At 62.4% G+C, this 24,640-nt stretch carries 28 protein-coding genes and 1 tRNA gene; 16 read left to right on the top strand and 13 right to left on the bottom strand.

Annotated features, from left to right (window positions below; translation table 11 throughout):
* Positions 1 to 18: 18 nt before the first annotated feature.
* On the bottom strand, positions 19 to 693 hold the full coding sequence (locus ACNFCH_RS07140) for a polysaccharide lyase family 7 protein (protein ID WP_416742508.1): 675 nt from the start codon (positions 691 to 693) through the stop codon (positions 19 to 21).
* Positions 694 to 948: 255 nt separating this feature from the next.
* Between ACNFCH_RS07140 and ACNFCH_RS07135 the strand changes: the two genes are divergently transcribed.
* Positions 949 to 1,137, top strand: coding sequence for a hypothetical protein (locus tag ACNFCH_RS07135; RefSeq protein ID WP_337158910.1), 189 nt, complete (start codon positions 949 to 951; stop codon positions 1,135 to 1,137).
* Positions 1,138 to 1,161: 24 nt separating this feature from the next.
* Here ACNFCH_RS07135 and ACNFCH_RS07130 read toward each other — a convergent pair whose 3' ends face one another.
* The 3 genes from ACNFCH_RS07130 to ACNFCH_RS07120 form a co-directional block, all read right to left on the bottom strand.
* A complete protein-coding gene (locus ACNFCH_RS07130) occupies positions 1,162 to 1,575 on the bottom strand; it encodes a DoxX family protein (protein ID WP_196164091.1) in 414 nt (137 codons plus the stop codon).
* Between the two features lie 102 nt (positions 1,576 to 1,677).
* Positions 1,678 to 1,762: transfer RNA gene (locus ACNFCH_RS07125), tRNA-Leu, on the bottom strand.
* 107 nt (positions 1,763 to 1,869) lie between these two features.
* Positions 1,870 to 2,082 carry a hypothetical protein gene (locus ACNFCH_RS07120; protein WP_416742507.1) on the bottom strand — a complete coding sequence of 71 codons (213 nt, stop codon included), beginning with the start codon at positions 2,080 to 2,082 and terminating at the stop codon, positions 1,870 to 1,872.
* A gap of 210 nt (positions 2,083 to 2,292) precedes the next feature.
* Between ACNFCH_RS07120 and ACNFCH_RS07115 the strand changes: the two genes are divergently transcribed.
* The 3 genes from ACNFCH_RS07115 to ACNFCH_RS07105 are packed head-to-tail and all read left to right on the top strand — an operon-like array spanning position 2,293 to position 5,277.
* A complete protein-coding gene (locus ACNFCH_RS07115; RefSeq protein WP_337158906.1) occupies positions 2,293 to 3,450 on the top strand; it encodes a PAS domain S-box protein in 1,158 nt (385 codons plus the stop codon).
* Between the two features lie 9 nt (positions 3,451 to 3,459).
* Positions 3,460 to 4,905, top strand: coding sequence for an ATPase domain-containing protein (locus ACNFCH_RS07110; RefSeq protein WP_337158905.1), 1,446 nt, complete (start codon positions 3,460 to 3,462; stop codon positions 4,903 to 4,905).
* 12 nt (positions 4,906 to 4,917) lie between these two features.
* Entirely contained in the window at positions 4,918 to 5,277 is a 360-nt protein-coding gene (locus ACNFCH_RS07105; RefSeq protein WP_043211733.1) for a response regulator, read from the top strand.
* A 66-nt stretch (positions 5,278 to 5,343) separates the two neighbouring features.
* Here the strand turns inward: ACNFCH_RS07105 and csrA are convergent, their stop codons facing one another.
* From csrA to ACNFCH_RS07065, 8 genes are all read right to left on the bottom strand, one after another.
* Positions 5,344 to 5,541 carry a carbon storage regulator CsrA gene (csrA, locus tag ACNFCH_RS07100; protein WP_043211735.1) on the bottom strand — a complete coding sequence of 66 codons (198 nt, stop codon included), beginning with the start codon at positions 5,539 to 5,541 and terminating at the stop codon, positions 5,344 to 5,346.
* A 262-nt stretch (positions 5,542 to 5,803) separates the two neighbouring features.
* Complete coding sequence (locus ACNFCH_RS07095) at positions 5,804 to 6,814, bottom strand: DNA topoisomerase IB (RefSeq protein ID WP_337158904.1); 1,011 nt, start codon at positions 6,812 to 6,814, stop codon at positions 5,804 to 5,806.
* Positions 6,815 to 6,871: 57 nt separating this feature from the next.
* Positions 6,872 to 7,963: a molybdenum ABC transporter ATP-binding protein gene (modC, locus tag ACNFCH_RS07090; protein ID WP_416742506.1), complete on the bottom strand. Its 1,092-nt coding sequence runs from the start codon at positions 7,961 to 7,963 to the stop codon at positions 6,872 to 6,874.
* 2 nt (positions 7,964 to 7,965) lie between these two features.
* Positions 7,966 to 8,646, bottom strand: a complete 681-nt coding sequence (gene modB, locus ACNFCH_RS07085) for a molybdate ABC transporter permease subunit (protein ID WP_416742505.1) — start codon at positions 8,644 to 8,646, stop codon at positions 7,966 to 7,968.
* On the bottom strand, positions 8,646 to 9,404 hold the full coding sequence (modA, locus tag ACNFCH_RS07080; protein WP_337158901.1) for a molybdate ABC transporter substrate-binding protein: 759 nt from the start codon (positions 9,402 to 9,404) through the stop codon (positions 8,646 to 8,648). Before modA ends, modB begins: the two co-directional genes overlap by 1 nt.
* 131 nt (positions 9,405 to 9,535) lie before the next feature.
* The gene (locus ACNFCH_RS07075; protein ID WP_337158900.1) at positions 9,536 to 10,609 is read right to left on the bottom strand and encodes a nitronate monooxygenase; all 1,074 of its coding nucleotides are present in this window, start codon (positions 10,607 to 10,609) and stop codon (positions 9,536 to 9,538) included.
* Between the two features lie 28 nt (positions 10,610 to 10,637).
* Complete coding sequence (locus ACNFCH_RS07070) at positions 10,638 to 10,808, bottom strand: hypothetical protein (RefSeq protein ID WP_090344575.1); 171 nt, start codon at positions 10,806 to 10,808, stop codon at positions 10,638 to 10,640.
* An 8-nt stretch (positions 10,809 to 10,816) separates the two neighbouring features.
* Positions 10,817 to 11,119, bottom strand: coding sequence for a DUF1883 domain-containing protein (locus ACNFCH_RS07065; RefSeq protein WP_070091605.1), 303 nt, complete (start codon positions 11,117 to 11,119; stop codon positions 10,817 to 10,819).
* Between the two features lie 163 nt (positions 11,120 to 11,282).
* Between ACNFCH_RS07065 and ACNFCH_RS07060 the strand changes: the two genes are divergently transcribed.
* The 12 genes from ACNFCH_RS07060 to ACNFCH_RS07005 all read left to right on the top strand — a co-directional run bounded on the left by ACNFCH_RS07060 (position 11,283) and on the right by ACNFCH_RS07005 (position 23,955).
* Entirely contained in the window at positions 11,283 to 11,642 is a 360-nt protein-coding gene (locus ACNFCH_RS07060; RefSeq protein ID WP_070091604.1) for a hypothetical protein, read from the top strand.
* 141 nt (positions 11,643 to 11,783) lie between these two features.
* Positions 11,784 to 12,437 carry a c-type cytochrome gene (locus tag ACNFCH_RS07055; protein ID WP_337158899.1) on the top strand — a complete coding sequence of 218 codons (654 nt, stop codon included), beginning with the start codon at positions 11,784 to 11,786 and terminating at the stop codon, positions 12,435 to 12,437.
* Positions 12,434 to 13,348, top strand: coding sequence for a c-type cytochrome (locus tag ACNFCH_RS07050; RefSeq protein WP_337158898.1), 915 nt, complete (start codon positions 12,434 to 12,436; stop codon positions 13,346 to 13,348). Before ACNFCH_RS07055 ends, ACNFCH_RS07050 begins: the two co-directional genes overlap by 4 nt.
* Positions 13,349 to 13,444: 96 nt before the next feature.
* On the top strand, positions 13,445 to 14,806 hold the full coding sequence (locus ACNFCH_RS07045; RefSeq protein WP_337158897.1) for a UDP-glucose/GDP-mannose dehydrogenase family protein: 1,362 nt from the start codon (positions 13,445 to 13,447) through the stop codon (positions 14,804 to 14,806).
* A 48-nt stretch (positions 14,807 to 14,854) separates the two neighbouring features.
* Positions 14,855 to 15,694: a UTP--glucose-1-phosphate uridylyltransferase GalU gene (gene galU / locus ACNFCH_RS07040; RefSeq protein WP_043211760.1), complete on the top strand. Its 840-nt coding sequence runs from the start codon at positions 14,855 to 14,857 to the stop codon at positions 15,692 to 15,694.
* 98 nt (positions 15,695 to 15,792) lie between these two features.
* Entirely contained in the window at positions 15,793 to 17,148 is a 1,356-nt protein-coding gene (gene gorA, locus ACNFCH_RS07035; protein ID WP_416742504.1) for a glutathione-disulfide reductase, read from the top strand.
* Positions 17,149 to 17,347: 199 nt separating this feature from the next.
* Positions 17,348 to 17,878, top strand: a complete 531-nt coding sequence (locus ACNFCH_RS07030; RefSeq protein WP_416742503.1) for a fimbrial protein — start codon at positions 17,348 to 17,350, stop codon at positions 17,876 to 17,878.
* A gap of 59 nt (positions 17,879 to 17,937) precedes the next feature.
* The gene (locus tag ACNFCH_RS07025) at positions 17,938 to 18,672 is read left to right on the top strand and encodes a molecular chaperone (RefSeq protein WP_416742502.1); all 735 of its coding nucleotides are present in this window, start codon (positions 17,938 to 17,940) and stop codon (positions 18,670 to 18,672) included.
* A 9-nt stretch (positions 18,673 to 18,681) separates the two neighbouring features.
* Complete coding sequence (locus tag ACNFCH_RS07020; RefSeq protein ID WP_416742501.1) at positions 18,682 to 21,126, top strand: fimbria/pilus outer membrane usher protein; 2,445 nt, start codon at positions 18,682 to 18,684, stop codon at positions 21,124 to 21,126.
* A 138-nt stretch (positions 21,127 to 21,264) separates the two neighbouring features.
* Positions 21,265 to 21,828 carry an alkyl hydroperoxide reductase subunit C gene (ahpC, locus tag ACNFCH_RS07015; protein WP_070091596.1) on the top strand — a complete coding sequence of 188 codons (564 nt, stop codon included), beginning with the start codon at positions 21,265 to 21,267 and terminating at the stop codon, positions 21,826 to 21,828.
* A 179-nt stretch (positions 21,829 to 22,007) separates the two neighbouring features.
* Positions 22,008 to 23,570: an alkyl hydroperoxide reductase subunit F gene (ahpF, locus tag ACNFCH_RS07010; RefSeq protein ID WP_337158616.1), complete on the top strand. Its 1,563-nt coding sequence runs from the start codon at positions 22,008 to 22,010 to the stop codon at positions 23,568 to 23,570.
* 193 nt (positions 23,571 to 23,763) lie between these two features.
* Positions 23,764 to 23,955 (top strand): hypothetical protein, encoded by a 192-nt coding sequence (locus ACNFCH_RS07005; RefSeq protein ID WP_196164110.1) that lies wholly within the window; start codon positions 23,764 to 23,766, stop codon positions 23,953 to 23,955.
* Position 23,956: 1 nt separating this feature from the next.
* On the opposite strand, the gene ACNFCH_RS07000 is transcribed toward ACNFCH_RS07005, so the two are convergent.
* The gene (locus tag ACNFCH_RS07000; protein ID WP_337158617.1) at positions 23,957 to 24,604 is read right to left on the bottom strand and encodes a YceH family protein; all 648 of its coding nucleotides are present in this window, start codon (positions 24,602 to 24,604) and stop codon (positions 23,957 to 23,959) included.
* Positions 24,605 to 24,640: the final 36 nt, after the last annotated feature.

The following is a 24,640-nucleotide window of genomic DNA, read 5'->3' as shown; positions in this document are numbered from 1 at the left end:
AAAGCGTGTCGATCGTTCTCAAAGATGGGTCAGCTCAAGACGGCTGATCACGCAAACCGAACCGTCTTCAGGAGGCGTGGAGTCGGTGAAATCGAGTTGGTTGTACACGCCGCCATGAAAATTGAAGGTCCGTGTGTTCCACGAACTCGCCAGCTGAAGTATTGGAGAGCGGCCCGTGCGGCCATTGCAGGTTGCGCTGAGGACAATGGCGCCGCTGGATGAGACGTCGATGATGATGTCGAACGGCGAGCCTAGCGGCACATCAGCCAGAAGCGTTGCGGTAGGTGCGCTCGCCTGGTTGAAGTCCTGGCGAAAGCCGTAGGTTAGTTTGCCCTTGTTCCAGAACACTTTGATCGGTGGGCTGTCGTCGTCCTTCACGTGCAATTGGGAAATCACCACCTTCAGCGCCGAATTGACTTTCTGCAACGTGAACTGTTGATAGTTGCGGTGCGCGCTTGCGTTGCCCAAGGCCCAGTAGAGGGGTTCTTTCCATTCGCAACGGGTGCGGTGGGTGCTTTTGCTGGCAGCGCCTTTGGTGGGGGCGCTCAAGCGGATGGAGCCATCGGGCAGCCGGGTGACAAAGTCGCTCAAGGTCGCCAGGGCAACGGCGCCTGTGACTTCCAGGGCCACCGGGTTGGTGTCTGACTTGGGGGCAGGGGTGGTGATGATCAGGTTGTCGATGTTCACAGCCATGCGGGGTCTCTCCTTGTAAAAATGACAGGTCCACACTTGTGCGAGCATCGAAGTAGGGGGCAAGGTTCCGACGAAGATGTCGGAGACGGACGAAGGGATTACAAAAAAAGCCCGCCGGGAGGGGCGGGCAAGAACGTTTGAAGGGAGAGATTCGAGACTAGCGGCTGAGCGGTTAAGCGAGCGTTAAGCGGCCAGCGATTGACCGCGACCGATGATCGGCCTATACAGGCGTGCTTTTACTCTGGGAGCCCAACCATGCACGACGAAGACGACCTGCACGAGCCCGAGCACGATCATCTGCTCGACCACGAGTTTCTGGAGGAGGATGTCGATCCAGAAGCCGACGCCCATGGGGTGTTGGACGAAGCCGAGGAAGATGAAGCCTTGCTGGATGACTTCGACGACGATGAGCATCCCGCCTGGCACGACGACGTCGACGATTGAGTCGCCGTGCCAGCAGCGCAGCTGTCAGCGACGGTCCAGGGAGAAACGCCCGGCGCCGCTCACCGCCAGCAGCAACAGGCCGCCGACGATGCTCATGTTTTTCAGGAACTGGGTCATGTTGGCGCTACGCTCTGGGTCGACCATGTTCCAGAACGGGTGGCCGATCAATGCCGTGCCAAGCACGAACAGGGCGAAGAGGAAGGCCAGCGGGCGTGTATAGAAGCCCAGGATCAGGAGGATACCCACTGCGAACTCCATGATCACCGCGATCGCTGCCGCGAGCATGGGCGCTGGGGCGCCGAGGGAACTCATGTAGTTGACCGTACCCTCGAAGCCGGTCAGTTTGCTCCAGCCGGACAGGATGAACAGGATCATCAGCAGTACACGGGCGAGCAGGATGATGATGTCGCGTTGGCCTTCGAACAGGGAGTAGCGCATGGCGGCATTCCAGTGAGCGGGGACATGGTTCCACTGTAGCAGCCGGTACAGTTTTTGCCGGGCATGAAAAAGGCGCCGCAAGGGCGCCTTATCAGAAGAAGATGGTGCGAGTGGCGGGACTCGAACCCGCAAGGCTCACGCCGACAGATTTTAAGTCTGCTGTGTATACCAATTCCACCACACTCGCACGCTTGAAAGGGTCGTCACGACCGGCGCGCTTCACGGCAGAAGGGCCTGACAATCAAGCGCGCTTTATAACCCGCCGTTATAGATAAGTCAACCGCACCTGTCCTTTCAGGGGGTTATCGCCTGGGCGATCTGGCGCAAGGTGCAGGCTGACGATTGCAAGCTCTTGGCATGGCTATCCATCGCCTTGGCCTCGCGCGCATGCACGCTATGGCGAAGGTAACGCGCATGTCCGCAAAGCCCGCGGTGGACGTCTTCCAGCTCAGTGGCGGTGCGTTGGAGGTCATCCTGCAGGCGCTGCATGCGCAGATTGGCGAGCATCTTCGTTCCTGGCCGTGAAAAAAACGCGGGCACTATAGGGCAATTGCTACCTGGCTGTCTTGAGCCACTGCACGGCCGTTTGGGATTCAACGCGTTTCAGCGCCTTGCTATAGAGGAACCAAGATCTGTCTGGGCTTGTCTGTGGCTTACATGGGTGCCGGTCCTTGACTACGCTCAGTGGATGGCCTTGGTAGTGCCTGCGGAGTCTGCATGGTTTCCAATGAGCGTTCCGATCAACCGCAAATGCCGCCCAACCGCTACGAACAGTTGGTTCAATCGGTGGTGGACTATGCCATCTACATGCTCGACCTTTCAGGCAACGTGGTGTCTTGGAACCCTGGGGCGGAACGGATCAAGGGCTACCGCGCCGAGGAAGTGATCGGCCAGCATTTCTCATTGTTCTTCACCGATCAGGACCGCGCCGAAGGCCGTCCGGAGCGCTTGCTCCACCAGGCCTTGGAGCAAGGGGTGGCACAAGATGAAGGCTGGCGCGTGCGCAAGGACGGCACTCAGTTCTGGGCCCTGGCAGCGCTGGATGTGGTCCGTGACGAAAAGGGCCAAATCGTTGGGTTGGCCAAAGTCACCCGGGACATCACCGACCGACGCGAGTCCGCCCTGCAACTGGATGCCATCCGTGCCCAGCTGTTCCAGGCCCAGAAGCTCGAGGCCCTGGGGCAACTCACCGGCGGCCTGGCCCACGACTTCAATAACCTGTTGACCATCATTTTAGGCGCCTCCCGGCTCGCCTTGGGCAGTGACGATCTGCAGCGTATCCGCCGGCTGCTCGAACACATCGTCGATGCCGGCGAACGGGGCACGCAGTTGACCCGGCAACTGCTGACGTTCGCCCGTCATCGTCAATTGAGCGCGACGCGTATCGCGCCCGCTGAACTGATCGAGTCCACCCGTGGTCTTCTGCAGCATGGACTGACCCATACCATCGAGCTTGAGGAGTACCTGCAGCCGGATCTTCCGCCGATCGAAGTGGACGCCGGGCAATTGCAGATGGTGCTGCTCAACCTGCTGTTCAACGCTCGTGATGCCATCGATGGCGAGGGGCTCATTCGCCTGGCCGTCACCTGCGTCGAGCTGTCCGGCGAGGTGGAAGGGCTGCGAGGGCGTTTCGTACGCTTCGATGTGCAGGACACAGGCCAAGGCATCGACCCGAAGGTGCTGCCGAGGATCTTCGAACCGTTCTTCACCACCAAGCCCTTCGGCAGAGGCACAGGCTTAGGGCTGAGCCAGGTCTATGGCTTCGCCAGGCAGTGCAACGGCGCTATCTGCGTGGATAGCCGGTTAGGCGAGGGTACCTGCATGAGCCTGTACCTGCCCGCATGCCCGGACGTCACTGAACCCGGGCCACAGTGAGTAACTACCATGGCAGAACCACTCAAGCGGTTGGCGACAGGCATCGACGGACTGGACGTGCTGCTCAAGGGCGGCTTGATCGCCGGGGCGTCCTATATCGTCCAGGGGCCGCCGGGGGCGGGCAAGACCATTCTGGCCAACCAGCTGGCGTGCAATCACGTGCGCAGCGGCGGTCGCGTGCTGGTGGCGACCTTGCTCAGCGAGTCGCATGAAAGGCTGTTTCAATACCTATCGACACTGGAATTTTTCGACCCGGCGTTGGTAGGCGATCCGATCCAGTTCGTCAGCGCCTTCGACACCTTGGAGCAGGAAGGACTTGATGCGGTAGTCAGGCTGCTGCGCCAGGAAATTGCCCGTCAGCAGGCCAGCCTGCTCATCGTCGATGGGCTGCTCAATGCCCGGGTCCGAGCGGAAACCAGCCTCGATACCAAGAAATTCGTCTCCGAACTGCAAGGGCACGCCGCCTTTGCGGGCTGCACCGTGCTGCTGTTGACCAGCGCTCGGCTGCAGGAAGGCAGCCCGGAGCACACCATGGTCGATGGGGTGATCGAGTTGAGTGAGCAACTGATGGGCAGTCGGGCTGTGCGGCAAATCCAGTTGCGCAAGACCCGTGGCAGTGGCGCGATGTCCGGACTGCACGAATGCCTGATCGACCAAACCGGTTTGCGGGTGTTTCCTCGCCTGGAAGCGCTGTACAGCCACCCCAGCCAGATGGGTAGCGATACGCTGACGCGGGTCGGCACGGGGATCGCCACATTGGACGAGATGCTCGGCGGTGGCGTGGCCAAGGGCTCGGTCAGCCTGGTCATGGGGCCTTCGGGGATTGGCAAGACGTCTTTGGGGCTGGCCTTTCTCGGGCCGTGCAGCCGCGAGGCGCCGGGCCTGCACTTCGGTTTCTACGAAACACCGGCCCGGTTGCGACTGAAGGCTGCTGCGCTAGGGCATGACCTCGCCGAGCGTGAGCGCGAAGGCAGCCTGGTGTTTTGTTGGCAGACCACCACCGAAGGCCTGTTGGACCAGCTCGGTGGCGGCTTGCTCGAGCGTGTCGAGGCCTTGGGTGCGCAGCGGGTGGTTATCGACAGCCTGGGCGCATTCAGTCGCCTGGCGTTCGACCCGGTACGGCTCAATGCCTTCTTCCGTGCCTTGACCGGCGAGTTGCGTGCCCGCGACGTCAGTGTGCTGCTGACCTGGGAGATGCGCGATATCTTCGGCTCGGAAATCACCGCGCCCGCACCGGATCTTTCGAGCATCGTCGACAACCTGCTCTTGCTGCGTTTCGTCGAACTGGAGTCGCAGCTGCGGCGCATGGTGTCGGTGCTCAAGGTGCGCGATAGCCATCACGATCCAGCGCTGCACGAGCTGAGCATCGGTCCTCAAGGGATTGTCTTGCGCAAGGCCTTCGAAGGTGCCTGCGGCGTGCTGAGCGGCACGCCCGTGCCCCAGGGGAGCGACTGATGGAATAGGGTGATGAACACGATTCTGATCGTCGACGATGAATACCTGATAGCCGATATCCTCGGATTTGCCCTGGAGGATGAAGGCTTTCTGGTAGAGAAGGCGAGCAACGGTCGCAAAGCGCTGGAGGCGCTCAAGGAGAAGCGGGTGGAGTTGGTGATTACCGACTACATGATGCCGCTGCTCAACGGCGAGGAGCTGGTCAAGGCGATTCGCGATGAGTTGCAGTTGCCGGACCTGCCGGTCATTCTCATGAGCGGCGCACAGGCCAACCAGGGACGTATCTGCCCCGAACTGTTCGTCGCGGTCTTCGACAAACCCTTCGACATGGACAGGATGATCGCCAAGGTGCGGGAACTGCTAGACACCTGAGACGTGGCCGCCCGCGTGGGCGGGCTGAACGGTCAAGCGCGTCCGTGCGACTTGTAGCAAGGCGGTTCAGTGCTGGTCGTCGTTCTTCTCCGGAGCAGGGTTGCCGGCCTGGATACGCTTGAAGATCTCTTCACGATGAACCTGTACATCCTTTGGCGCATCGATGCCGATCCTCACTTGCATCCCTTTGACTCCCAGAATGGTGACTTTGATGTCATCGTCGATGACGATGCTTTCGCCAACCTTGCGGGTGAGTATCAGCATGTAGTTCTCCTTGGTGATGATGAAATCCGCGCGGCCATTTACCGCAGCGGCGGGAGCTTGTCCCTCTTCCTTCTCATTAAAGACGCTTTCCGCGAAGAGTAATTCCCGCGCAGATAAATTCTGTTATCTGTCTTTAGTCGCAGGTGCCGAAACGACCAAGATGGTCAATCAGCGAAGGTGCTCGGTGGCAAGGATAGGGGGCTTACGCTCAGATGGGAAATTTCTCTGTTTGATAGCGTAAATAGAGACGGGCAATCGTTGATTAATTCCCTATTTCTTGCAGAAAGCGAAGTAAGGCAGCTTCCTCTGCTTCCAGGCCCTGGCGCGCCCTGGCCTTGGGCAGAGCAGCCAGTCGGCCGAGCTGATAATGCTCGAGCACCGCCGGGTGAATGTAGCAGCGCCGGCACACCGCGGGGGTATTGCCCAGGCGCGTGGCGACCTGGCGGACAATCGCGGCAACCTGGCGCCGGGCTTCGCTTTCCGGTTGCCAGGCCAGGGGCCGCAACAGCGCCAGCGCCAGGGCGCTGCCGGCCCAGGTGCGGTAGTCCTTGGCGGTGAAATCGGCGCCAGTGAGCTGCTGCAGGAACTGGTTGACCTCGCTCGAGCCCACGGCATGTCGCTGGCCCTGCTCGTCCAGATACTGGAACAGGGTTTGTCCCGGAAGCTCGAGGCAACGCTTGATCAGTCGTGCCAGGCGTCGGTCGCGCAGGCTGACGTTATGTTCGACGCCCCGTTTGCCGCGAAACTGAAAGCGCACGGTACTGCCTTCGACCTGTACATGCCGGTTGCGCAAGGTGGTCAGGCCGTAGGACTTGTTTTCCCGCAGATACTGGCGGTTGCCGATACGGATCAGCGTGGTGTCGAGCAGGCTGACCACCAAGGCCATGACTTTTTCCCGATCAAGCCCTGGACGCGCCAGATGGCCATCCAGTTGCCGGCGCAGCTTGGGCAGCGCCTGGGCGAAGGCCAGCATGCGGTCGTACTTGTGCTGGTCACGCAGTTCGCGCCATTGGGTGTGATAGCGATATTGCTTTCGCCCCCGGGCATCGCGGCCAGTGGCTTGTAGGTGGCCCTGGGGATCGGGGCAGATCCAGACCTCGGTATAGGCAGGTGGGATCACCAGGGCGGCGATACGTGCCAGCGTCTGGGCGTCGCGTATGCGTTTGCCTTCGGCGTCGAAATAATGAAAGCGGTCGCGCCAGCGGCGCCGGGTCAGGCCAGGCTGACTGTCGTCGACATAGTGCAGGGCCTGGGGCAGTGGGCAATCGAGCATGGGGCAATGTCCATCGACCGGTCACAGCACAATGGACAACGGCCGCCCGACCATTGCTCAGCCCAGTAGCGCCACCGACTTGATCTGGGCCCACAGGGCCTGTCCCGGATGCAAGTCGAGCTGGTCCGCCGAGTAGCGGGTGATGCGCGCCAGCAGCGCATTGCCCGCCGCATCCAGACTCACCAGCACATGGGCGGGATTGTCGGCGGGGCGCCATTGCAGAACCTGCACCGGCAGGCGGTTGAGGATGCTCGAGGTGCTGTCGGCGGTCAGCGCGAGGCTGACATCGCGAGCCTGTACCTTGAGCCTCAAGCTGCTGCCGAGCACCAGGGCGGGATGGGCGATGCGCAACGTGGGGCGGGTATTGCCGCTCAGGCGCAGATCGAACAGTTCGTAGTGTGGGTCATGACCGACGACAACCCCTTCGAGCACCACGCCGGCATCCTCGCCTTGGGCCAGTGGCAGGTCGAGTCGGGTCAGGGTTTCGCTGATTGGGCCGCTGGCAAGTGCCTGGCCCTGCTCCAGCAGCACCAGGTGGTCGGCCAGCCGCGCCACTTCATCCTGAGCGTGGCTGACGTAGACCACAGGGATTTCCAGTTCATCATGCAAGCGCTCCAGGTACGGCAGGATCTCGCGTTTGCGTGGGGCATCAAGGGCTGCCAGCGGTTCGTCCATCAGCAGCAGGCGCGGGCTGCTGAGCAGGGCGCGGGCGATGCCGACCCGTTGTGCCTCGCCGCCGGAGAGGGTCGCGGGGCGGCGCTCGAGCAGAGGTGCGATGCCCAGCAGTTCGCAGGCATGCTCCAGGCTGACCCGGCGTTCGGTGCTGGGTATGCGCCGCCAGCCGAACTCCAGGTTGCCGCGTACCGACAGGTGCGGGAACAGGCTGGCCTCTTGGAACACATAACCCACCGGTCGCTTATGCGGTGCCAGGAAGTAGCCTTTGGCGCTGTCCTCCCAGACTTCGCCGTTGACTTCGATGTAAGCGTGACTGGCGCGCTCGAGCCCGGCCAGGCAGCGCAGGCAGGATGTCTTGCCCGATCCTGAATGGCCGAACAGGGCACTGACGCCGCGACCTGGCAGGTGCAGGTCGACGTCCAGAGTGAACTCGCCGCGCGCCAGGTTCAGGCGCGCCAGGATCGGTGAAGGCATTTTCAGCTCCAGCCTGTCTTGCCGCGGTGGCCAGCATAGAGCACCAGCAACACCACGAAGGAGAACACCAGCATGACGCCCGCCAGCCAATGCGCCTGGGGATAGGCCATGGCCTCGACATGATCGAAGATCTGCACCGAGACCACGCGCGTCTTGTCGGGAATGTTGCCGCCGATCATCAGTACCACGCCGAACTCACCGACGGTATGGGCGAAACCCAGGACACTGGCGGTGACAAAGCCGGGCCGGGCGAGCGGCAATACCACGTGAACGAAGGTGTCCCAGGGGCTGGCGCGCAAGGTCGCGGCAACTTCCAATGGACGTTGCCCGATGGCGCTGAAGGCATTTTGCAGGGGCTGGACCACGAAGGGCATGGAATACACCACCGAGCCGATCACAAGCCCGGTGAAGCTGAACACCACGCTGCCCAGCCCCAATGCCTGGGTAGCCTGGCCTATCCAGCCGTGCGGGCCGAGCACGATCAGCAGGTAGAAGCCGATCACCGTGGGTGGCAGCACCAGCGGTAGGGCCACCACCGCGCCGATGGGGCCACGCAGCCACGAGCGTGTGCGCGCCAGCCACCAAGCGATAGGCGTGCCAAGCACCAACAGGATCAAGGTGGTCAGGCTGGCCAGTTTGAGGGTCAGCCAGATCGCACCCAGGTCACTGGTGTCCAGCGGCATCAGATTTCATAACCGTAGGACTTTATCACCGCAGCCGCTTTCGGGCCCTTGAGGTATTCGACCAGGGCCTTGGCGGCAGGGTTGTCCTTGCCTTTGTCGAGGATCACCGCGTCCTGGCGGATCGGTTCGTGCAACTGCGCGGGCACGATCCACGCCGAACCGCTCTGCACCTTGCCATCTTTGTAGATCTGCGACAGGGCGACGAAGCCCAGCTCGGCATTGCCGGTGGAGACGAACTGATAGGCCTGGGTGATGTTCTGGCCTTCGACCCACTTGGCCTGGGTGGCCTCGGTCAGCTTGAGCTTGTCCAGCACCTGAGTGGCGGCCAGGCCATAGGGCGCGGTCTTGGGGTTGGCGATGGCCAGGTGCTGGAAGGTGTTCTGCTTGAGGATCTCGCCTTTGTCGTCGACGTAGCCAGGCTTGGCCGACCACAGGGCCAGGGTGCCGATGGCGTAGGTGAAGCGCGAGCCGGGGACGATGGCCTTTTCCTGCTCGAGCTTGGCCGGCGTGCTGTCGTCGGCGGCGAGGAAGACTTCGAACGGGGCGCCGTTCTTGATCTGCGCGTAGAACTGGCCGGTGGCGCCATAGGCGGCGACCAGTGTGTGACCGGTGTCTTTCTCGAAGTCCTGGGCGATGGCCTGGATGGGCGCGGTGAAGTTGGCGGCGACGGCCACCTGGACCTCATCGGCCCAGGCGCTATTGAGCGTGATCAAGCTGGCCAGGGCGCTGACGGCCATGTGAGGCGGGCGGATGCGCATGCGAAAGAGCTCCTCGGGGCAGATTATCGTTATGGCGCTGACTATATAGCGATAGGTAGTCTGACCGGAAGAGGCAGGATGTAGAGGCGGGCTTGTTCCCGATGGTGTCAGTACAGGAAACGCAGCGGCACTCAGCGCCCGATCTGTTGTAGTGCCTTGTCGGCAATCTCCCGGGTCAGCTCGCTTGCCGAGCGGTGCCGGCCCAGGCGCAGTGCCTGCCCGGCCCACAGGTTGCTGAAGTCGCTGTTGCCCTGTGGATCGCGAATCGCCCTGAGCGGCATCAAGGCACCGCCGGCGAGCGGAAAGCGTGGAGCCAGCGGGCTCATCGGCCCCAGTTCGCGCATGATGCGGTTGTTGATGCCCCGCGCGGGGCGGCCGGTGAACAGGTTGGTCAGGGCAGTATCGCTGGCTGGCGCGTGGTCCAGCGCCTGGCGATGGGCCGCGGAGACCTTGGCCTCCGGGCAGAACAGATAGGCGGTGCCGATCTGCACTGCCGAAGCGCCCAGTGCCAGGGCGGCCACCAGCCCGCGATGATCACCGATGCCGCCTGCGGCAATCACAGGGATGCGCACGGCATCCACCACCTGGGGCACCAGCGCGAGCGTACCGATCTGGCTGGTGATGTCGTCGCTCAGGAACATGCCCCGATGCCCGCCGGCCTCGTAGCCCATGGCGATGATCGCATCGCAGCCGTTGGCCTCGAGCCAGAGGGCTTCTTCTACTGTGGTGGCGCTGGACAGCACCTTTGCACCGGTGGCCTTCACCCGTTGCAGCACCTCGGCCTGGGGCAAGCCGAAATGAAAACTCACCACCTCGGGACGCAGTTGCTCCACCCATTGGCAACTTTGCTCGTCGAAAGGCGCCCGGTTGGACACCGGCGTTGGTGCCTCGAAGTCTGCCCCGACTTCGTCGTAATAGGGCTTGAGCGCCTGTTTCCAGCGCGCGTCGCGCTCCGGGTCAGGTATTGGCGGCTGATGGCAGAAGAAGTTGAGGTTCAGTGGGCCCTGGCAGCTGGCACGAAAGGCCTGGACTTCGCTGTGGACTTGCTCGGCGGTGAGCATGGCGCAGGGCAGGGCGCCTAGCCCGCCGGCATTGCCGACGGCGATGGCCATGGCCGAGCCGGTGGCCCCGGCCATGGGCGCTTGGAGGATGGGCAACTGGATGCCCAGCAGGTCGAGGATACGACGGTCGGGCCAGGTGCTCATGCGCTACTCCTTGGGCGGTGGGGCGGGGTTACAGGGCCTTGCTGACCTGGATGTCGCTGATCTTCTCGGCGTCGTCGCCGTGGATCTTGCGCAGCGCTTCGAGCGCCTGCTCATGGGAGGCGTCAGGCATCAGGGCGAAGTCCCAACGGCGCTCGCCGTCGAGCTTGTACTTGATCACGTATTTGATGGTTTGGGTCATGACGGGCCTTAGACGAGTTTGGACGACGAGCGGCGGATGATCTTGATCTTGTGGGTGAAGGTCGGCTTGCGTGTCACCGAGATCGGGCGCGGGCTCACAGTGTCGATGGTGATGTTCCAGAAACCGGTGCTGGGTACGGTGATCTTGGCGGGGAACTTGATGAAGTGGCCACCGTGGTAGGTGTGCCGGCCGCCGTTCTTGAAGCTGCGGAAGTTGGCGTCGTTCATCAGGCGGATGTTGCAGCGCTGGGAGCAGTCGATGACGACCACGTCGTCCTCGTTCAGGTGCTCGCGCTGGTGTACGAATTTCATGGGGTGCTCCGCAAGGATTGGTTCTGCAAACATGAACGATACCACGATGTCAGGGTAGACTTGCGCGCGAGATGGTCGGGCCCAAGATAAATCTGCCAAAGCAGGGAGCAAATCAGCCTGACCGTGGTCGAAGCGTTTCTCGATGAAGGAAGGGGTAATGCGAATGAAGTGGTTGGTGCCCGCGATGCTGGTGGCATTGGGCGGCTGTGTCAGTGTTTCGGAGCTGGAGCAATCGCGCGAAACCCTGGATGTGATCTCCGGCAAGACGCCGCGCCAGTACGCCGATTGCGTCAAGAGCAGGTTGGCCGATAGCCGTGATCCGCTGGTCGAAGAGGCACGTGGCGATGGCCTGCGCCTGATCGTTCCACAGAAAGTGCCGACAAGCGTCGGTCCTGCCGCGTTGGTGGACATCGACAAACGTGGCAGCGGCAGCAGCATCAAATTGCATGAGCGGTTGAACAACTTTCCGCTGCGTCTGGGCGATGTGCGCACCGCCGCGACCCAGTGCATCTCCGGCTCTTGATCCAGCTCAGCAAATGAGCAGTTAGCAGGCGCAATGCCATTTTCTTGCCCGGTGAACGTTGTCGGTCTCCGGGGATAGGCCTACTCTTTCTGGGCTTATATCGTTTAAGACTAAGCTTATAACAAGGAAATGGAGCGTCCCGTGAACAAACCGTTGAGTCGTGTCGTGATCGGCAGTCTGCTGATCCTGGCCTGGCCTTCGGCGCATGCCGTCGATGGCCAGAAGATCTTCACCCAAGGTGGGCAGAACCCCGCTGCCATGGCTTGCCTGAGCTGTCATGGCCCGGATGGCAAAGGCATCGCCGCCGCCGGTTTTCCGCGCCTGGCCGGCCTGCCAGCCGGCTACCTGAGCAAGCAACTGATGGATTTTCGCAGTGGCAGCCGTAAGCAGGCGGTCATGGAGCCACTTGCCAAGGCGTTGGGTGAGGACGAAATCAAAGCTGTCAGCACTTACCTGGCCAGCTTGCCGGCCGACGCCGCCCCGCAGCTGCGGCGCCAGCAGATCGCCAACGACCCGGTGTCCCGCCTGGCCCTCTATGGCGACTGGAGCCGGCAGATACCCGGTTGCGTGCAATGCCACGGGCCAGGTGGGGGTGGCGTCGGCGAGCACTTCCCTCCGCTGACGGGACAACCAGCCGCCTACCTGACGACACAACTCAATGCCTGGCGCGACGGCAGTCGCAGCAACGATCCCAACCAGTTGATGGTCGGCGTGGCCAAGGCCATGACCGAGGACGAGGTCAAAGCCATTGCCGCATTCTTTGCCCAGCCCGCCCGCCAGGAGGCCAAGCCATGAAGCCGATGATCCCGACTGTGTTGGTCTTGGCCATGGGCAGCGTCCAGGCCGCCCCTATCGCCATGGAAGACCAATCCCAGCTCAAGGTGCCTGGCAGTCAGGCACCTGCGGTGTTCACGCCGCCCTCAGAGCGTGACCTCCCTGACAACGCTTTCGGCAAGATGGTCCGCGAGGGCCATGCATTGTTTGTCGATACCCGTCGGCTGATGCCCGAAGCGGTCGGCAATGGCATGAACTGCAGCAACTGCCACTTGGACCAAGGGCGTCTGGCGCATTCCGCGCCGCTGTGGGGCGCCTATCCGATGTATCCGGCGTATCGCAAGAAGAACGACAAGGTCAACACCTTCGCCGAACGCATCCAGGGCTGTTTCCAGTTCAGCATGAACGGCAAGCCGCCGGCGGCCGACAGCCCACAGATGACCGCCCTCAGCGTATATGCCTATTGGCTGTCGACCCAGGCGCCGACGGGTGTCGAAACCCCGGGGCGTGGGTATCCGGACGTGGCCCTACCGGCCGGCGGCTATGACTTCAAGCGCGGCGAGCAGGTCTATGGCGAGCAATGTGCGATCTGCCATGGCGATCAGGGCCAAGGCCAGAAAGTGGCGGGCGAGTATGTGATGCCACCCTTGTGGGGCAAGGACTCCTACAACTGGGGGGCCGGCATGCATCGGATCAACACGGCCGCGTCATTCATCAAGCACAACATGCCCCTGGGCCGCGCCGGCAGCCTCAGCGACCAGCAGGCCTGGGACGTGGCGGCCTGGATCAACCGCCATGAGCGGCCACAGGACCCGCGGCTGGTGGACGGCTCGATCGAGAAGACCCGGGTGAAGTTCCATGCCAACGATGGCGTCAACCTGTATGGGCAAAAGGTTGACGGCGTGTTGATCGGGCAGGGCACTGGACGCTGACACAGGCTCCTGTCACACGCGTGACCTCGCGCTGTCACTGCCCTGCAACGGTGCCTGGGGTGCAATGGCCGCAATCTTCGACAAGGGAGTGCGGCCATGGAACTCTGTGTGATCGGAGCGGGGTATGTGGGGCTGGTCACGGCGGCCTGTTTCGCCGAAATGGGCAACCGCGTGGTCTGCCTCGAGCGTGATCAGGCCCGCCTGGCACAATTGCGCCAGGGCCAGTGCCCGATCTACGAGCCCGGCCTGCAAGCGCTGCTGCAGGCCGGGCTGGACAGCGGCTCGTTGAGCTTCAGCGATCGTTGGGACTATGCCCTGGCGCGCGCCGAAGTGGTGTTCATCGCAGTCGGAACGCCCAGCCAGGAGGACGGCTCGGCTGATCTTGGGCACGTACTGGCGGTTGCCGATAGCCTCGCACGCTACCTTCCGCGCGCATGTCTGGTGGTGAACAAATCGACCGTCCCAGTGGGCACGGCCGAGCGGGTCGCTCGACACATTGCCAGCGGCTTGCGCGCGCGAGGGGTGCAATTCGGTGTACAGGTGGCGAGCAATCCCGAGTTTCTCAAGGAGGGCAGCGCTGTCGACGACTTCATGCGTCCGGACCGCGTCATCATCGGCAGCGACAGCGAGCAGGCCAGTCGATGCCTGCAGCGCCTCTACAGACCCTTCGTGCGCAACCGTGAGCGCGTGCTGTTGATGTCGCCGCGGGCCGCTGAATTCAGCAAATATGCGGCCAATGCCTTCCTTGCCACGCGTATTTCATTCATCAACGAACTGGCCGGGCTCTGTGCGCACCTGGATGTGGACATCGAGCAAGTGCGCCGCGGCATTGGCAGTGATACGCGTATCGGCAGTCACTTCATCTATGCCGGTTGTGGTTATGGCGGCTCGTGCTTCCCCAAGGACGTGCGCGCCTTGATCCACTGCGCCGAGCAGGCAGGATACCAACCCGCGATCCTGCAAGCGGTGCAGGCGCGCAACGAGGTGCAAAAAACCGTGCTGTTCGAAGCGCTGCATCAGCACTTCGGTGGTTTTCTGCGTGGGCGCACCGTGGCGATCTGGGGGTTGTCCTTCAAGCCCGGTACCGATGATGTACGCGAGGCGCCCAGCCTGGTGCTGCTCGAGGCCTTGCTGGCTGCAGGGGCGCGGGTCCAGGCCTGCGACCCGGCGGCGACGGCGGGGGTTGCCGAGCGCTACCGACACGCGACGACCAGCGGTCAGCTGCGCCTCACGCAGGACCCCTACGCCTGTGTCGAAGCCGCGGACGCGTTGGTGCTGGTGACGGAATGGAAGCAGTTCCGCCAGCCGGATTTTGCGCGTGTGCGAGGACTGATGCGCATGCCGGTGCTGTTCGACGGCCGCAATATTTACGATCCATCGGAACTATCTACACTGGGTTATCTCTATCATGGCATCGGTCGGCCAGGGGCAGGGCATTGTAAGGTGACCGCCGCCTGATTAGACTGCGCCGAACTCCACAGGCCCAGCCTTTGTTTAAGGATGTATATGATCAAAAAATGCTTGTTCCCGGCAGCCGGCTACGGCACCCGCTTCCTGCCTGCTACCAAAGCCATGCCCAAGGAAATGCTGCCGGTGGTCAACAAGCCACTGATCCAGTATGGCGTTGAAGAGGCGCTGGATGCAGGTCTGAGCGAGATCTCCATCGTCACCGGCCGCGGCAAGCGCGCGCTGGAAGACCACTTCGACATCAGCTACGAGCTGGAAAACCAGATCAAAGGCACCGACAAGGAAAAATACCTGGTCGGTATCCGCCGCCTGCTGGACGAGTGCTCCTTCTCCTACACTCGTCAGACCGAGATGAAGGGCCTGGGCCACGCCATTCTCACTGGCCGCCCACTGATCGGTGACGAGCCGTTCGCCGTGGTGCTGGCGGACGACCTGTGCGTCAACCCTGAAGGCGACGGCATCCTCACCCAGATGGTCAAGCTGTACAACCAGTTCCGTTGCTCGATCGTCGCCATCCAGGAAGTCGACCCGCAGGAAACCAACAAGTACGGTGTGATCGCTGGCGACATGATTCGCGATGACATCTACCGCGTCACCAACATGGTCGAGAAGCCCAAGCCGGAAGACGCACCGTCCAACCTGGCGATCATCGGTCGCTACATCCTCACGCCGGATATCTTCGACATCATCCAGAACACCGAGCCAGGCAAAGGTGGCGAGATCCAGATCACCGACGCGCTGATGAAACAGGCCCAGGACGGCTGCGTGCTGGCCTACAAGTTCAAGGGCAAGCGTTTCGACTGCGGTGGCGCCGAAGGCTACATCGAGGCGACCAACTTCTGCTTCGAGAACTACTACAAGACTGGCAAGGCGTACTGATCCGTCTGCGCTAGGACCAAAGCCACCCCTCGGGGTGGCTTTTTTGTTCCCGGCGAGCAACGGCGGTATGCTGGTCGCCAGCCAAGGAGACTGAATACATGGCCTACGATTTTGATCTGTTCGTGATTGGCGCCGGTTCCGGCGGTGTACGCGCGGCGCGTTTCGCCGCAGGCTTCGGTGCCAAGGTGGCCGTGGCCGAGAGTCGCTACTTGGGCGGCACCTGTGTCAACGTCGGTTGCGTGCCGAAAAAACTGCTGGTGTACGGCGCCCATGTGGCTGATGAGCTGGAGCAGGCCGCCGGTTTTGGCTGGACGCTGGAGGAAGGGCACTTCGATTGGGGCACCTTGATCGCCAACAAGAACCGTGAGATCGAGCGCCTCAACGGTATCTACCGCAACCTGCTGGTCAACAGCGGCGTGACCTTGTTGCAAGGGCATGCCCGTATCACCGGTGCCCATGAGGTCGAAGTCGAAGGCCAGCGGTACAGCGCCAAACATATCCTCATCGCCACCGGTGGCTGGCCGCAGGTGCCGGACATTCCAGGCAAGGAGCTGGCGATCACCTCCAATGAGGCGTTCTACCTGAAGGAACTGCCGCGTCGCGTACTGGTGGTCGGCGGCGGCTACATCGCCGTGGAGTTCGCTGGCATCTTCCAAGGCCTGGGCGCCGATACCACGCTGTTGTACCGCGGTGATCTGTTCCTGCGCGGCTTCGATGGCTCGGTGCGCACCCACCTCAAGGAAGAGCTTCAAAAGCGTGGTATGGATCTTCAATTCAACGCCGATATCCAGCGCATCGACCAGCAGGACGATGGCAGCCTCAAGGCGACCCTCAAGGATGGTCGTGAGCTGATCGCCGATTGCGTGTTCTACGCAACCGGGCGGCGCCCGATGCTGGACAACCTGGGGCTGGAAAACACCGGTGTCGAACTCGATGCCCGTGGCTTCATCCGGGTGGACGAGCAGTACCAGACCACCGAGCCCTCGATCATCGCCATCGGGGATGTGATCGGTCGCGTCCAGCTCACCCCAGTGGCCTTGGCCGAAGGCATGGCGGTGGCGCGTCGCCTGTTCAAACCCGAGCAATACCGAGCGGTGGACTACCAGAACATCCCTACCGCCGTGTTCAGCCAGCCGCCGATCGGCACGGTGGGCCTGACCGAGGAGCAGGCGCTTGAGGCCGGGCACAAGGTGCAGATCTTCGAAAGCCGCTTCCGCGCCATGAAGCTGACCCTGACGGACATCCAGGAAAAGACCCTGATGAAATTGGTGGTCGATGCCGAGACCGACAAGGTCCTGGGCTGCCACATGGTCGGGCCGGATGCCGGGGAAATCATCCAAGGCCTGGGTGTGGCCCTTAAGGCCGGCGCAACCAAGCAGCAATTCGACGAAACCATCGGCGTGCACCCGACGGCTGCCGAAGAGTTCGTGACCATGCGCACGGCGACACGTTGATCGCGCCTTTTCAGCTCCTGCATGGCCTCGCCGCAACGAGGCCATGATTCTTACTTACCAGTTGAAACTTTCACCTACATGACTGGTAAGTCATCCGACATCTTGTTCTTGGAACCTTGCTGATACTGCGCCTACGTCCGACAACCGGACTGCAGCCTGACACATGTCTGGCCTTTACATCAGCGATCAGAAGGTGACCATGAACACACTCTCCAAAGCCTTGTGCGTAGCCTGTGGCAGCGCGCTTATCTACGCCGGCATCGCGCAGGCGGATCACGGCGAAATCAGCTTCAGTGGCCAAGTACTTGCGCCGACCTGCATCGTCAATGGCGGCAATGGCAACTTGCCGGTCAGCCTGCCGGACGTCAATGCGACCTTGTTGTCTCGGCCTGGGCAGGTGGCCGGGCAAACGTCCTTCCAGCTGCGGTTGACCAACTGCGCCCCAACCGTAAGCCGAGTCTCGACCTACTTCGAACCGGGGCCGAGCATCAGTCCTGAGGGCAGGCTCATCGTGGATGCTGGCGGCAGTCGCAATGTCCAGATAGAGCTGCTCAACAGCAGCCTCGCACCGATGGACCTCTCGGCCGCAAAACGCAGCCAGCGCTCCCAGCTCGTGCAGGTCGTCGGTGGTAACGCCACGCTTGACTATCACGCGCGTTACTACGCGACCGGAGCCGCTACGCCAGGGCTGGTTTCCACTCGCGTCCAGTATTCGCTCGATTACCTCTGAGCTTCCTCGGGCAGGCGTGAGCGCCTGCCCTCGCTGCCATTCACAGAGGTAGGCATTCGATGTTCTTTCAACTCAACGCCCTTAGGCGCTGGGCGCTGCTGGCTGTATGGCTGTCATGCAGCGAGGCGGGCGCCAGCGTGGTCATTTCCAGCACGCGTGTCGTCTATCCGGCCGACCAGACCGAAATCACCGTCAAACTCAGCAATGAAGGGCGCAACCCGTCCTTGGTCCAGGCCTGGATCGATGACGGGCCTGCCCAGGTGGATGCCCAGACGTTGCAGGCTCCGTTCAGCCTGGTGCCCTCGCTGTTTCGTCTGGACCCAGGCAAAGGGCAGAGCCTGAGACTGTTCCATACGGGTGAAACGATGCCCGAGGACCGTGAAAGCCTGTACTGGCTCAATGTGCTCGACGTCCCACCCAAAGGCACGGGCAACAGTCTTCAGGTTTCCCTGCGTAGCCGTATCAAGCTGTTCTATCGCCCTGCGAAGTTGCCGGGCAATGTCGCCCAGGCGCATCAGACGTTGCGCTGGCGTGTCCTGCGCCATGGGGCCGACGGGATATTGCAGGCAGACAACCCCAGCCCGTACTTCGTCAATCTGGCCAAGGTGCAGGTGCACCAAGCGAACCAGGTGCTCGACCTCGAGCCCGGGCACATAGCACCTTTTTCCAGTACCCGGTTCGACGCGCCAGGCTTGAAGGTTGGCGGTGGCGTCGAGGTGCGCTACGCGTACATCGATGACTACGGTGCGGTGCATGATCGGCCAGAGGCCGTGAGCCTCGAGCGGATGAACTGAGGCGGGCCCATGAGTCGCGGGACGTTCATCGGCAGCGTGCCCGGGTGCTTGGTTGTCAGCCTGGGGATGGGGCCAGCCATGGCGATCGAGTTTGACGCAGGGTTGCTCAGGCAAGGCTCGTCACTGGACTTGCGCCGTTTCGAGGGGGGCGCCGTCGTCCCGCAAGGGCATTTCACGTTGGATGTTGTACTCAACCAGCAATGGAAAGGCCGGTTGCCGGTCTTGTTGAAGAGTCAATCACCTGGTGATCAGGCAACACCCTGCTACAGCGCGGGCGTGTTGGAGCGTCTGGGCCTGGATCTGCAATCCTTGGCCAGCGATACCCTGCAACGCCTCAAGAAGGATGGCGGGTGCCTGGCACTGTCTGAGTTACACGTGCCCGCCAGCGAGACACTGGATTTTGGCGCATTGCGGTTGGATCTGGTGGTGGCGCAACAGGTTCTGGGCCGTCAATCCGACGGCCACTTTCCTGCGGATCAGTGGGACAGCGGGGTGAGCGCGGGTTTTGTCGATTACCGATTCAACCTCTATCAGCAGCACGCCTTGCAGCAGGGCGGTCGTACTCGCCAAGAGTACCTGGGCCTGCGCATGGGGCTGAACACAGGTGATTGGTACTGGCGTCACGAGGGGCGCTGGCAAGGGGGGGACACAGGCGCTTCGTACTACCAGGCGGGTGGATTGTCGGTCAGGCGGGATATTCCAAGCTGGTCGTCGCAAGTGACACTCGGTGATAGCTACAGCCGTGGCGACGTCTTTGATGCCAGCGCATTGCGGGGCGTGTTGTTGAACAATGACGAGCGCATGCTTCCGCATACCCAGCGCGGTTTTTCCCCCGTGGTCAGCGGTGTGGCCAACAGCACGGCCTTGCTGAGCATCCGCCAGCGCGGTGTGCTGGTGCACGAGTCGACGGTCGCCCCTGGCCCTTTCGAAATCGACGACCTCTATGCCAGCGGTCTGAACGACGATCTTGAGGTCACCCTGCGCGAGGCCGATGGCGATGTGCGTACCTTCTTCGTGCCGAGCCAGGCCGCGCCGCTTGCCTTGCGTCCGGGAAGCAAGCGGTTCGAGTTCGGTGCGGGTGTCTGGCGCGACGAGCTGGGGCAGACGGGGCCAGGCCACCTGCAAGGGAGTTGGCAGCAAGGGCTGAACAATCACCTGAGTCTGCACGGCGGTGGCTGGTTGGCCACCGATTATCTGGCCAGCGCCATGGGGGTCGCGATCAATAGTGGCTTTGGCGCTGTCGGCCTGACCGGCTACCACAGCCGTGTTTCGCTGGACCGGGACGTCGCAGGGCAGGCCTGGCGGATAAGCTGGCGACACAGGCTCGCCGCGTGGGGGACAGACCTTGGCGCGACCTTGACGCAAAGTGCGGGCTACTACCGTTTCGATGATTTCGCCCAGGTGGCCCAAGGTCAGGCGCTCGCCCCTGCGCGTCGGCGTGTCGGGCTTACCGTCAACCAGCCGCTGGGCTCGCAAGGTGCTCGTTTGGCGCTGACGGCTGGTTGGGGGCAGGGCGCAGACCGCCACAACAGCTACAGCCTGGGCTACAACAACCATCTGGGAAAGCTCAACTACGGGATGCGGCTCAGCCGTGAACGACGACCTTCTGGGCAGGCGCTCGATACGTTCACGTTTACGGCCAGCCTGCCGCTTGGGGAGCGGCGTCGTGCTTCGTTGAGCAGTGGGGTGACGATGGACTCGCAGGGGCAGGGCCGTTCGAATGTGCGTTGGCGTACAACGGCTGGGGAGCGTGAGCAATGGGGGTATGGCCTGGCCGCTGTGCGTCAGGAAGGGCCGCGGGGTGGGGTGGGGCTCGATGCCAATCTGCTGCATCGTGGCTCGTTTGGCGAGCTTAGCGCCTCGGTCGCCGATCGGCACACTCATCGTCAAGCCACGCTGGGCGCCCAAGGGGCGCTGGTTGCCCATCCGGGGGGCTTGTCCCTGGCGCCGCCTTTGGGTGAAAGCTTTGCCATCGTCCATGCGCCGGGCGCGAATGCGGCGCGGCTTCGCCAGCATCCTCAGATACGCCTCGATGAGCGTGGGTTCGCGGTGGTGCCTGCATTGCTGCCATATGGCCTGAACACGGTGGAACTCGACCCGAAGGGCATGTCGACGGATGTCGAACTGCAACTCACTGGCCAGTCGGTGGTGCCCCGGTCAGGTGCGGCGAGTTGGTTGCACTATCCGACCCGCAGCGGTCATCCACTGGTGCTGCATGCGCTCAAGGAGGACGGACAAGCACTGCCCTTCGGTGCATTGGTGCTGGATGAGGCGGGCAGCGAACGAGGGATGGTCGGCCAGGGCAGCCGCTTGCATGTGCGGGGTGACGGGCAGCGAGGCCGGCTCAAGGTGATCTGGGGGGAGGCGAGTGATCAATGGTGCTGGCTGGACTATAGCGCCGGTCCCAGTGGGAGGCTCGAAGCGTCGGCGTGCGCAACGGTCGGCCCGTCTTAGGAATCAAAGCATCTATTGAGGCGAGGGGCTTATAGCCAAAACCAATCACAAGCATGAGGTTTGCCAATGAGCCTTTATCGGGGCCTGCGGTTAGGATTCTCTCCGTCAACTGATTTCAACCCATGAAGGAGCGTCTCCATGCCTATCATCAACAGCCAGGTCAAACCGTTCAACGCGACTGCCTACCACAAGGGCGAATTCGTCCAGGTCAGCGAAGCCGACCTCAAAGGCAAGTGGTCTGTCGTGTTCTTCTACCCAGCTGACTTCACTTTCGTTTGCCCGACCGAGCTGGGTGACCTTGCTGATAACTACGCCGAGTTCCAGAAACTGGGCGTGGAAATCTACGGTGTGTCCACCGACACCCACTTCACCCACAAAGCCTGGCACGACACCTCGGACACCATCGGCAAGATCCAGTACCCGCTGATCGGTGACCCGACCCACGTCATCGCCCGCAACTTCGACGTGCTGATCGAAGAAGCCGGTCTGGCTGATCGCGGCACCTTCGTGATCAACCCGGAAGGTCAGATCAAGATCGTCGAAATCAACGACGGCGGTGTAGGCCGCGACGCCAGCGAGCTGCTGCGCAAGGTCAAGGCTGCCCAGTACGTTGCTGCTCACCCAGGCGAAGTCTGCCCGGCCAAGTGGAAAGAAGGCGAAGCCACCCTGGCTCCGTCCCTGGACCTGGTCGGCAAGATCTGATTTTCGCCCGATAAGCGCCTGCGCGACGATCAGGCACTTCTCGAACGAAAATCCGCCGATGTTCATGTCGTGGGCGGTGGGCAGCCGCCAAAGCTGAAGTAGCCACCGCCCCGTAAAAACGCCCGGGCGAATTCGCCTGGGCGTTTTTGTATCCGAGTTTTGAAAAAGGAATCGCCCGTATGTTGGACGCCACGCTTAAATCGCAACTGAAAACCTACCTGGAGCGGGTCACCCAGCCGATCGAGATCGTTGCTTCCCTCGACGACGGCGCGAAATCCCGCGAATTGCACGACCTGCTGGTGGAAATCGCCGGCCTGTCGAACCTCATTACCCTGCGCGAGGATGGCGCCGACGCCCGTCAGCCCTCGTTCTCGCTCAACCGCCCGGGTGCTGACATCAGCCTGCGTTTCGCCGGCATCCCCATGGGCCACGAATTCACCTCCCTGGTGCTGGCGCTGCTGCAAGTCGGCGGCCATCCCTCCAAGGCCAGCGCCGAGGTGATCGAGCAGATCCAGGCCCTGGAAGGCGAATTCACCTTCGAAACCTACTTCTCGCTGTCGTGCCAGAACTGCCCGGATGTGGTTCAGGCGCTGAACCTGATGGCCGTGCTCAACCCCAACGTGCGCCATGTGGCTATCGACGGTGCGCTGTTCCAGGATGAAGTCGACGCGCGCAAGGTCATGGCGGTGCCGAGCATCTACCTCAACGGCGAAGTCTTCGGTCAGGGCCGCATGGGCCTGGAGGAAATCCTCGGCAAGATCGACACCAAGGCTGGCGCCCGTGAGGCCGAGAAGATCAACGCCAAGGACGCCTTCGATGTCCTGGTGGTCGGCGGTGGTCCCGCAGGCGCGTCGGCAGCCATCTACGCGGCGCGAAAAGGCATCCGAACTGGTGTTGCCGCCGAGCGTTTCGGTGGCCAGGTGCTCGATACCCTGGCGATTGAGAACTTCATCTCCGTGCAGGAGACCGAGGGGCCGAAGCTGGCCAGAGCCCTGGAAGAACACGTCAAGCAGTACGATGTGGACATCATGAACCTGCAACGCGGCGAAGCGTTGATCCCGGGCACCAATGGCGCTCTGCACGAAGTGCGTCTGGCCGGCGGCGCCTCGCTCAAGGCCAAGACTGTGATCCTTGCCACCGGTGCCCGCTGGCGCGAAATGAACGTGCCGGGCGAGCAGGAGTACCGCGCTCGTGGCGTAGCCTACTGCCCGCACTGTGATGGCCCGCTGTTCAAGGGCAAGCGTGTGGCGGTGATCGGCGGGGGCAACTCCGGCGTGGAAGCAGCTATCGACCTGGCCGGCATTGTCGCCCAGGTGACCCTGATCGAGTTCGACAGCCAGTTGCGCGCCGACGCCGTGCTGCAACGCAAGCTGCACAGCCTGCCGAACGTCAAGGTCATCACCAGCGCCCTGACTACCGAAGTGCTGGGCAATGGCGAAAAGGTGACGGGCCTGCGCTACAAGGACCGCAACAGCGATGAGCTGCACGACCTGGCGCTCGAAGGCATCTTCGTGCAGATCGGCCTGCTGCCGAACACCGATTGGCTCAAGGGCACGGTCGAGCTGTCGCCGCGTGGGGAGATCATCGTCGACGCCAAGGGTCAGACCAATATCCCCGGCGTGTTCGCTGCCGGTGACGTGACCACGGTGCCGTACAAGCAGATCGTCATCGCCGTGGGCGAAGGAGCCAAGGCTTCGCTGGCCGCCTTCGACCACCTGATTCGTACTTCGGCACCGGCCTGAGTCGAACCGTAGCCTGAAAAAACGCCGCCACTCCTTTGGGAGTGGCGGCGTTTTCATGTCGGGCAGAGCGCTTTGTGGGCACGGGCTTGCGCGCGGACAGGCCAGTACAGACGGCTCGATACGATCGGTCCTGCAGGATGCTGCAATGCAGGTGTCTATTATGGATGACAGATACCTGACGGACCCATGAGCCATGACCCTGATCAGCCGCGAACCCTGGTGGCTAGAGCCACCCAAGCCCGGGCAGAAGGAGCAGGACCTGCACTGGGGTTACCTGGAGATCTACGCCGACGGACGCACGGTCTTCGTCGATCAGCGCCCCAGCGACCAGGAACTGGCCGAGCGCAAGAGCTGCCGCAACTTCCCTGACGCGGATCAACCCTGACTCACCCCTCCAGAGCAGCGAGGCGCGCTTCCAGGGCCGCCACGCGTGCTTCCAGGGCCTCGATCCGCTCATCCGACACATGGGTGCCACTGCTGCGTTCGCCGCCGCCCTGCTGGCGCGCGGCCAGGATCGCCTCGATTTCCGCCGGGTCGCCCAAAGCGTGGGTGTAGCGGTCTTCGCGTTGGCCAGCCTGGCGTGGCAGGTGCAGCGCCAGGCCACGTGAAATCAGGCGCTCGAGCTGATGCTGGATCTGGTCGACGTCTTCGAAGTCATGGAGGCGGTTGCTACGGGTCAGCAGTTCATTGAGGGTCTGTGGCCCGCGCAGGAACATCAGCCCCATCAGCACCAGTTGGGCTGGCACCAGTTCCAGCGCCTTGTCCACCCGTTGCTCCCAGCGATCGGCCCGGCTGCCCATCTGCAGGCGGGTCATCTCTTGCCCTTCGAGGGTGCGCAGGGCTTGGCCGACCTGGCCGGGGGAGAGGTTCATCACCGGTTCACGGCTGGTCTTCTGGTTACAGGCCAGCACCAGGGCGTTAAGGGTCAGCGGGTAGGTTTCCGGGCTGGTGGCTTGCTTTTCGATCAGCGAACCGAGCACGCGGATCTCGATGCTGCTGAAACGGCCTTCGCCTGCGGTTTCGTGTTCTGACATGGCCCTGTCTCATTGCGAGGAAAAGGCCACTAGCCT

The sequence above is a fragment of the Pseudomonas sp. NY15354 genome (assembly GCF_048068075.1).
Classification (GTDB): Bacteria; Pseudomonadota; Gammaproteobacteria; order Pseudomonadales; family Pseudomonadaceae; genus Aquipseudomonas; species Aquipseudomonas guariconensis_C.
Note: the sequence above shows the minus strand (reverse complement) of the source record. Positions and strands in the feature narration are given on the sequence as shown.

What these genes read in the sequence shown, in the direction of transcription:
- ACNFCH_RS07025 (WP_416742502.1), top strand. Translation starts at nt 17,938, where the DNA reads ATGTTCTTTCAACTCAACGCCCTTAGGCGCTGGGCGCTGCTGGCTGTA.
- modB (WP_416742505.1), bottom strand. Translation starts at nt 8,646, where the DNA reads ATGCCGCTGGACACCAGTGACCTGGGTGCGATCTGGCTGACCCTCAAA.
- ACNFCH_RS07105 (WP_043211733.1), top strand. Translation starts at nt 4,918, where the DNA reads ATGAACACGATTCTGATCGTCGACGATGAATACCTGATAGCCGATATC.
- ACNFCH_RS07095 (WP_337158904.1), bottom strand. Translation starts at nt 6,814, where the DNA reads ATGCTCGATTGCCCACTGCCCCAGGCCCTGCACTATGTCGACGACAGT.
- ACNFCH_RS07075 (WP_337158900.1), bottom strand. Translation starts at nt 10,609, where the DNA reads ATGAGCACCTGGCCCGACCGTCGTATCCTCGACCTGCTGGGCATCCAG.
- ACNFCH_RS07045 (WP_337158897.1), top strand. Translation starts at nt 13,445, where the DNA reads ATGGAACTCTGTGTGATCGGAGCGGGGTATGTGGGGCTGGTCACGGCG.
- ahpF (WP_337158616.1), top strand. Translation starts at nt 22,008, where the DNA reads ATGTTGGACGCCACGCTTAAATCGCAACTGAAAACCTACCTGGAGCGG.
- ACNFCH_RS07120 (WP_416742507.1), bottom strand. Translation starts at nt 2,082, where the DNA reads ATGCTCGCCAATCTGCGCATGCAGCGCCTGCAGGATGACCTCCAACGC.
- ACNFCH_RS07065 (WP_070091605.1), bottom strand. Translation starts at nt 11,119, where the DNA reads ATGAAATTCGTACACCAGCGCGAGCACCTGAACGAGGACGACGTGGTC.
- ACNFCH_RS07030 (WP_416742503.1), top strand. Translation starts at nt 17,348, where the DNA reads ATGAACACACTCTCCAAAGCCTTGTGCGTAGCCTGTGGCAGCGCGCTT.
- csrA (WP_043211735.1), bottom strand. Translation starts at nt 5,541, where the DNA reads ATGCTGATACTCACCCGCAAGGTTGGCGAAAGCATCGTCATCGACGAT.
- ACNFCH_RS07110 (WP_337158905.1), top strand. Translation starts at nt 3,460, where the DNA reads ATGGCAGAACCACTCAAGCGGTTGGCGACAGGCATCGACGGACTGGAC.
- gorA (WP_416742504.1), top strand. Translation starts at nt 15,793, where the DNA reads ATGGCCTACGATTTTGATCTGTTCGTGATTGGCGCCGGTTCCGGCGGT.
- ACNFCH_RS07130 (WP_196164091.1), bottom strand. Translation starts at nt 1,575, where the DNA reads ATGCGCTACTCCCTGTTCGAAGGCCAACGCGACATCATCATCCTGCTC.
- ACNFCH_RS07005 (WP_196164110.1), top strand. Translation starts at nt 23,764, where the DNA reads ATGACCCTGATCAGCCGCGAACCCTGGTGGCTAGAGCCACCCAAGCCC.
- galU (WP_043211760.1), top strand. Translation starts at nt 14,855, where the DNA reads ATGATCAAAAAATGCTTGTTCCCGGCAGCCGGCTACGGCACCCGCTTC.
- ACNFCH_RS07115 (WP_337158906.1), top strand. Translation starts at nt 2,293, where the DNA reads ATGGTTTCCAATGAGCGTTCCGATCAACCGCAAATGCCGCCCAACCGC.
- ACNFCH_RS07070 (WP_090344575.1), bottom strand. Translation starts at nt 10,808, where the DNA reads ATGACCCAAACCATCAAATACGTGATCAAGTACAAGCTCGACGGCGAG.
- ACNFCH_RS07020 (WP_416742501.1), top strand. Translation starts at nt 18,682, where the DNA reads ATGAGTCGCGGGACGTTCATCGGCAGCGTGCCCGGGTGCTTGGTTGTC.
- ACNFCH_RS07135 (WP_337158910.1), top strand. Translation starts at nt 949, where the DNA reads ATGCACGACGAAGACGACCTGCACGAGCCCGAGCACGATCATCTGCTC.
- ahpC (WP_070091596.1), top strand. Translation starts at nt 21,265, where the DNA reads ATGCCTATCATCAACAGCCAGGTCAAACCGTTCAACGCGACTGCCTAC.
- ACNFCH_RS07050 (WP_337158898.1), top strand. Translation starts at nt 12,434, where the DNA reads ATGAAGCCGATGATCCCGACTGTGTTGGTCTTGGCCATGGGCAGCGTC.
- ACNFCH_RS07140 (WP_416742508.1), bottom strand. Translation starts at nt 693, where the DNA reads ATGGCTGTGAACATCGACAACCTGATCATCACCACCCCTGCCCCCAAG.
- ACNFCH_RS07000 (WP_337158617.1), bottom strand. Translation starts at nt 24,604, where the DNA reads ATGTCAGAACACGAAACCGCAGGCGAAGGCCGTTTCAGCAGCATCGAG.
- modA (WP_337158901.1), bottom strand. Translation starts at nt 9,404, where the DNA reads ATGCGCATCCGCCCGCCTCACATGGCCGTCAGCGCCCTGGCCAGCTTG.
- ACNFCH_RS07060 (WP_070091604.1), top strand. Translation starts at nt 11,283, where the DNA reads ATGAAGTGGTTGGTGCCCGCGATGCTGGTGGCATTGGGCGGCTGTGTC.
- modC (WP_416742506.1), bottom strand. Translation starts at nt 7,963, where the DNA reads ATGCCTTCACCGATCCTGGCGCGCCTGAACCTGGCGCGCGGCGAGTTC.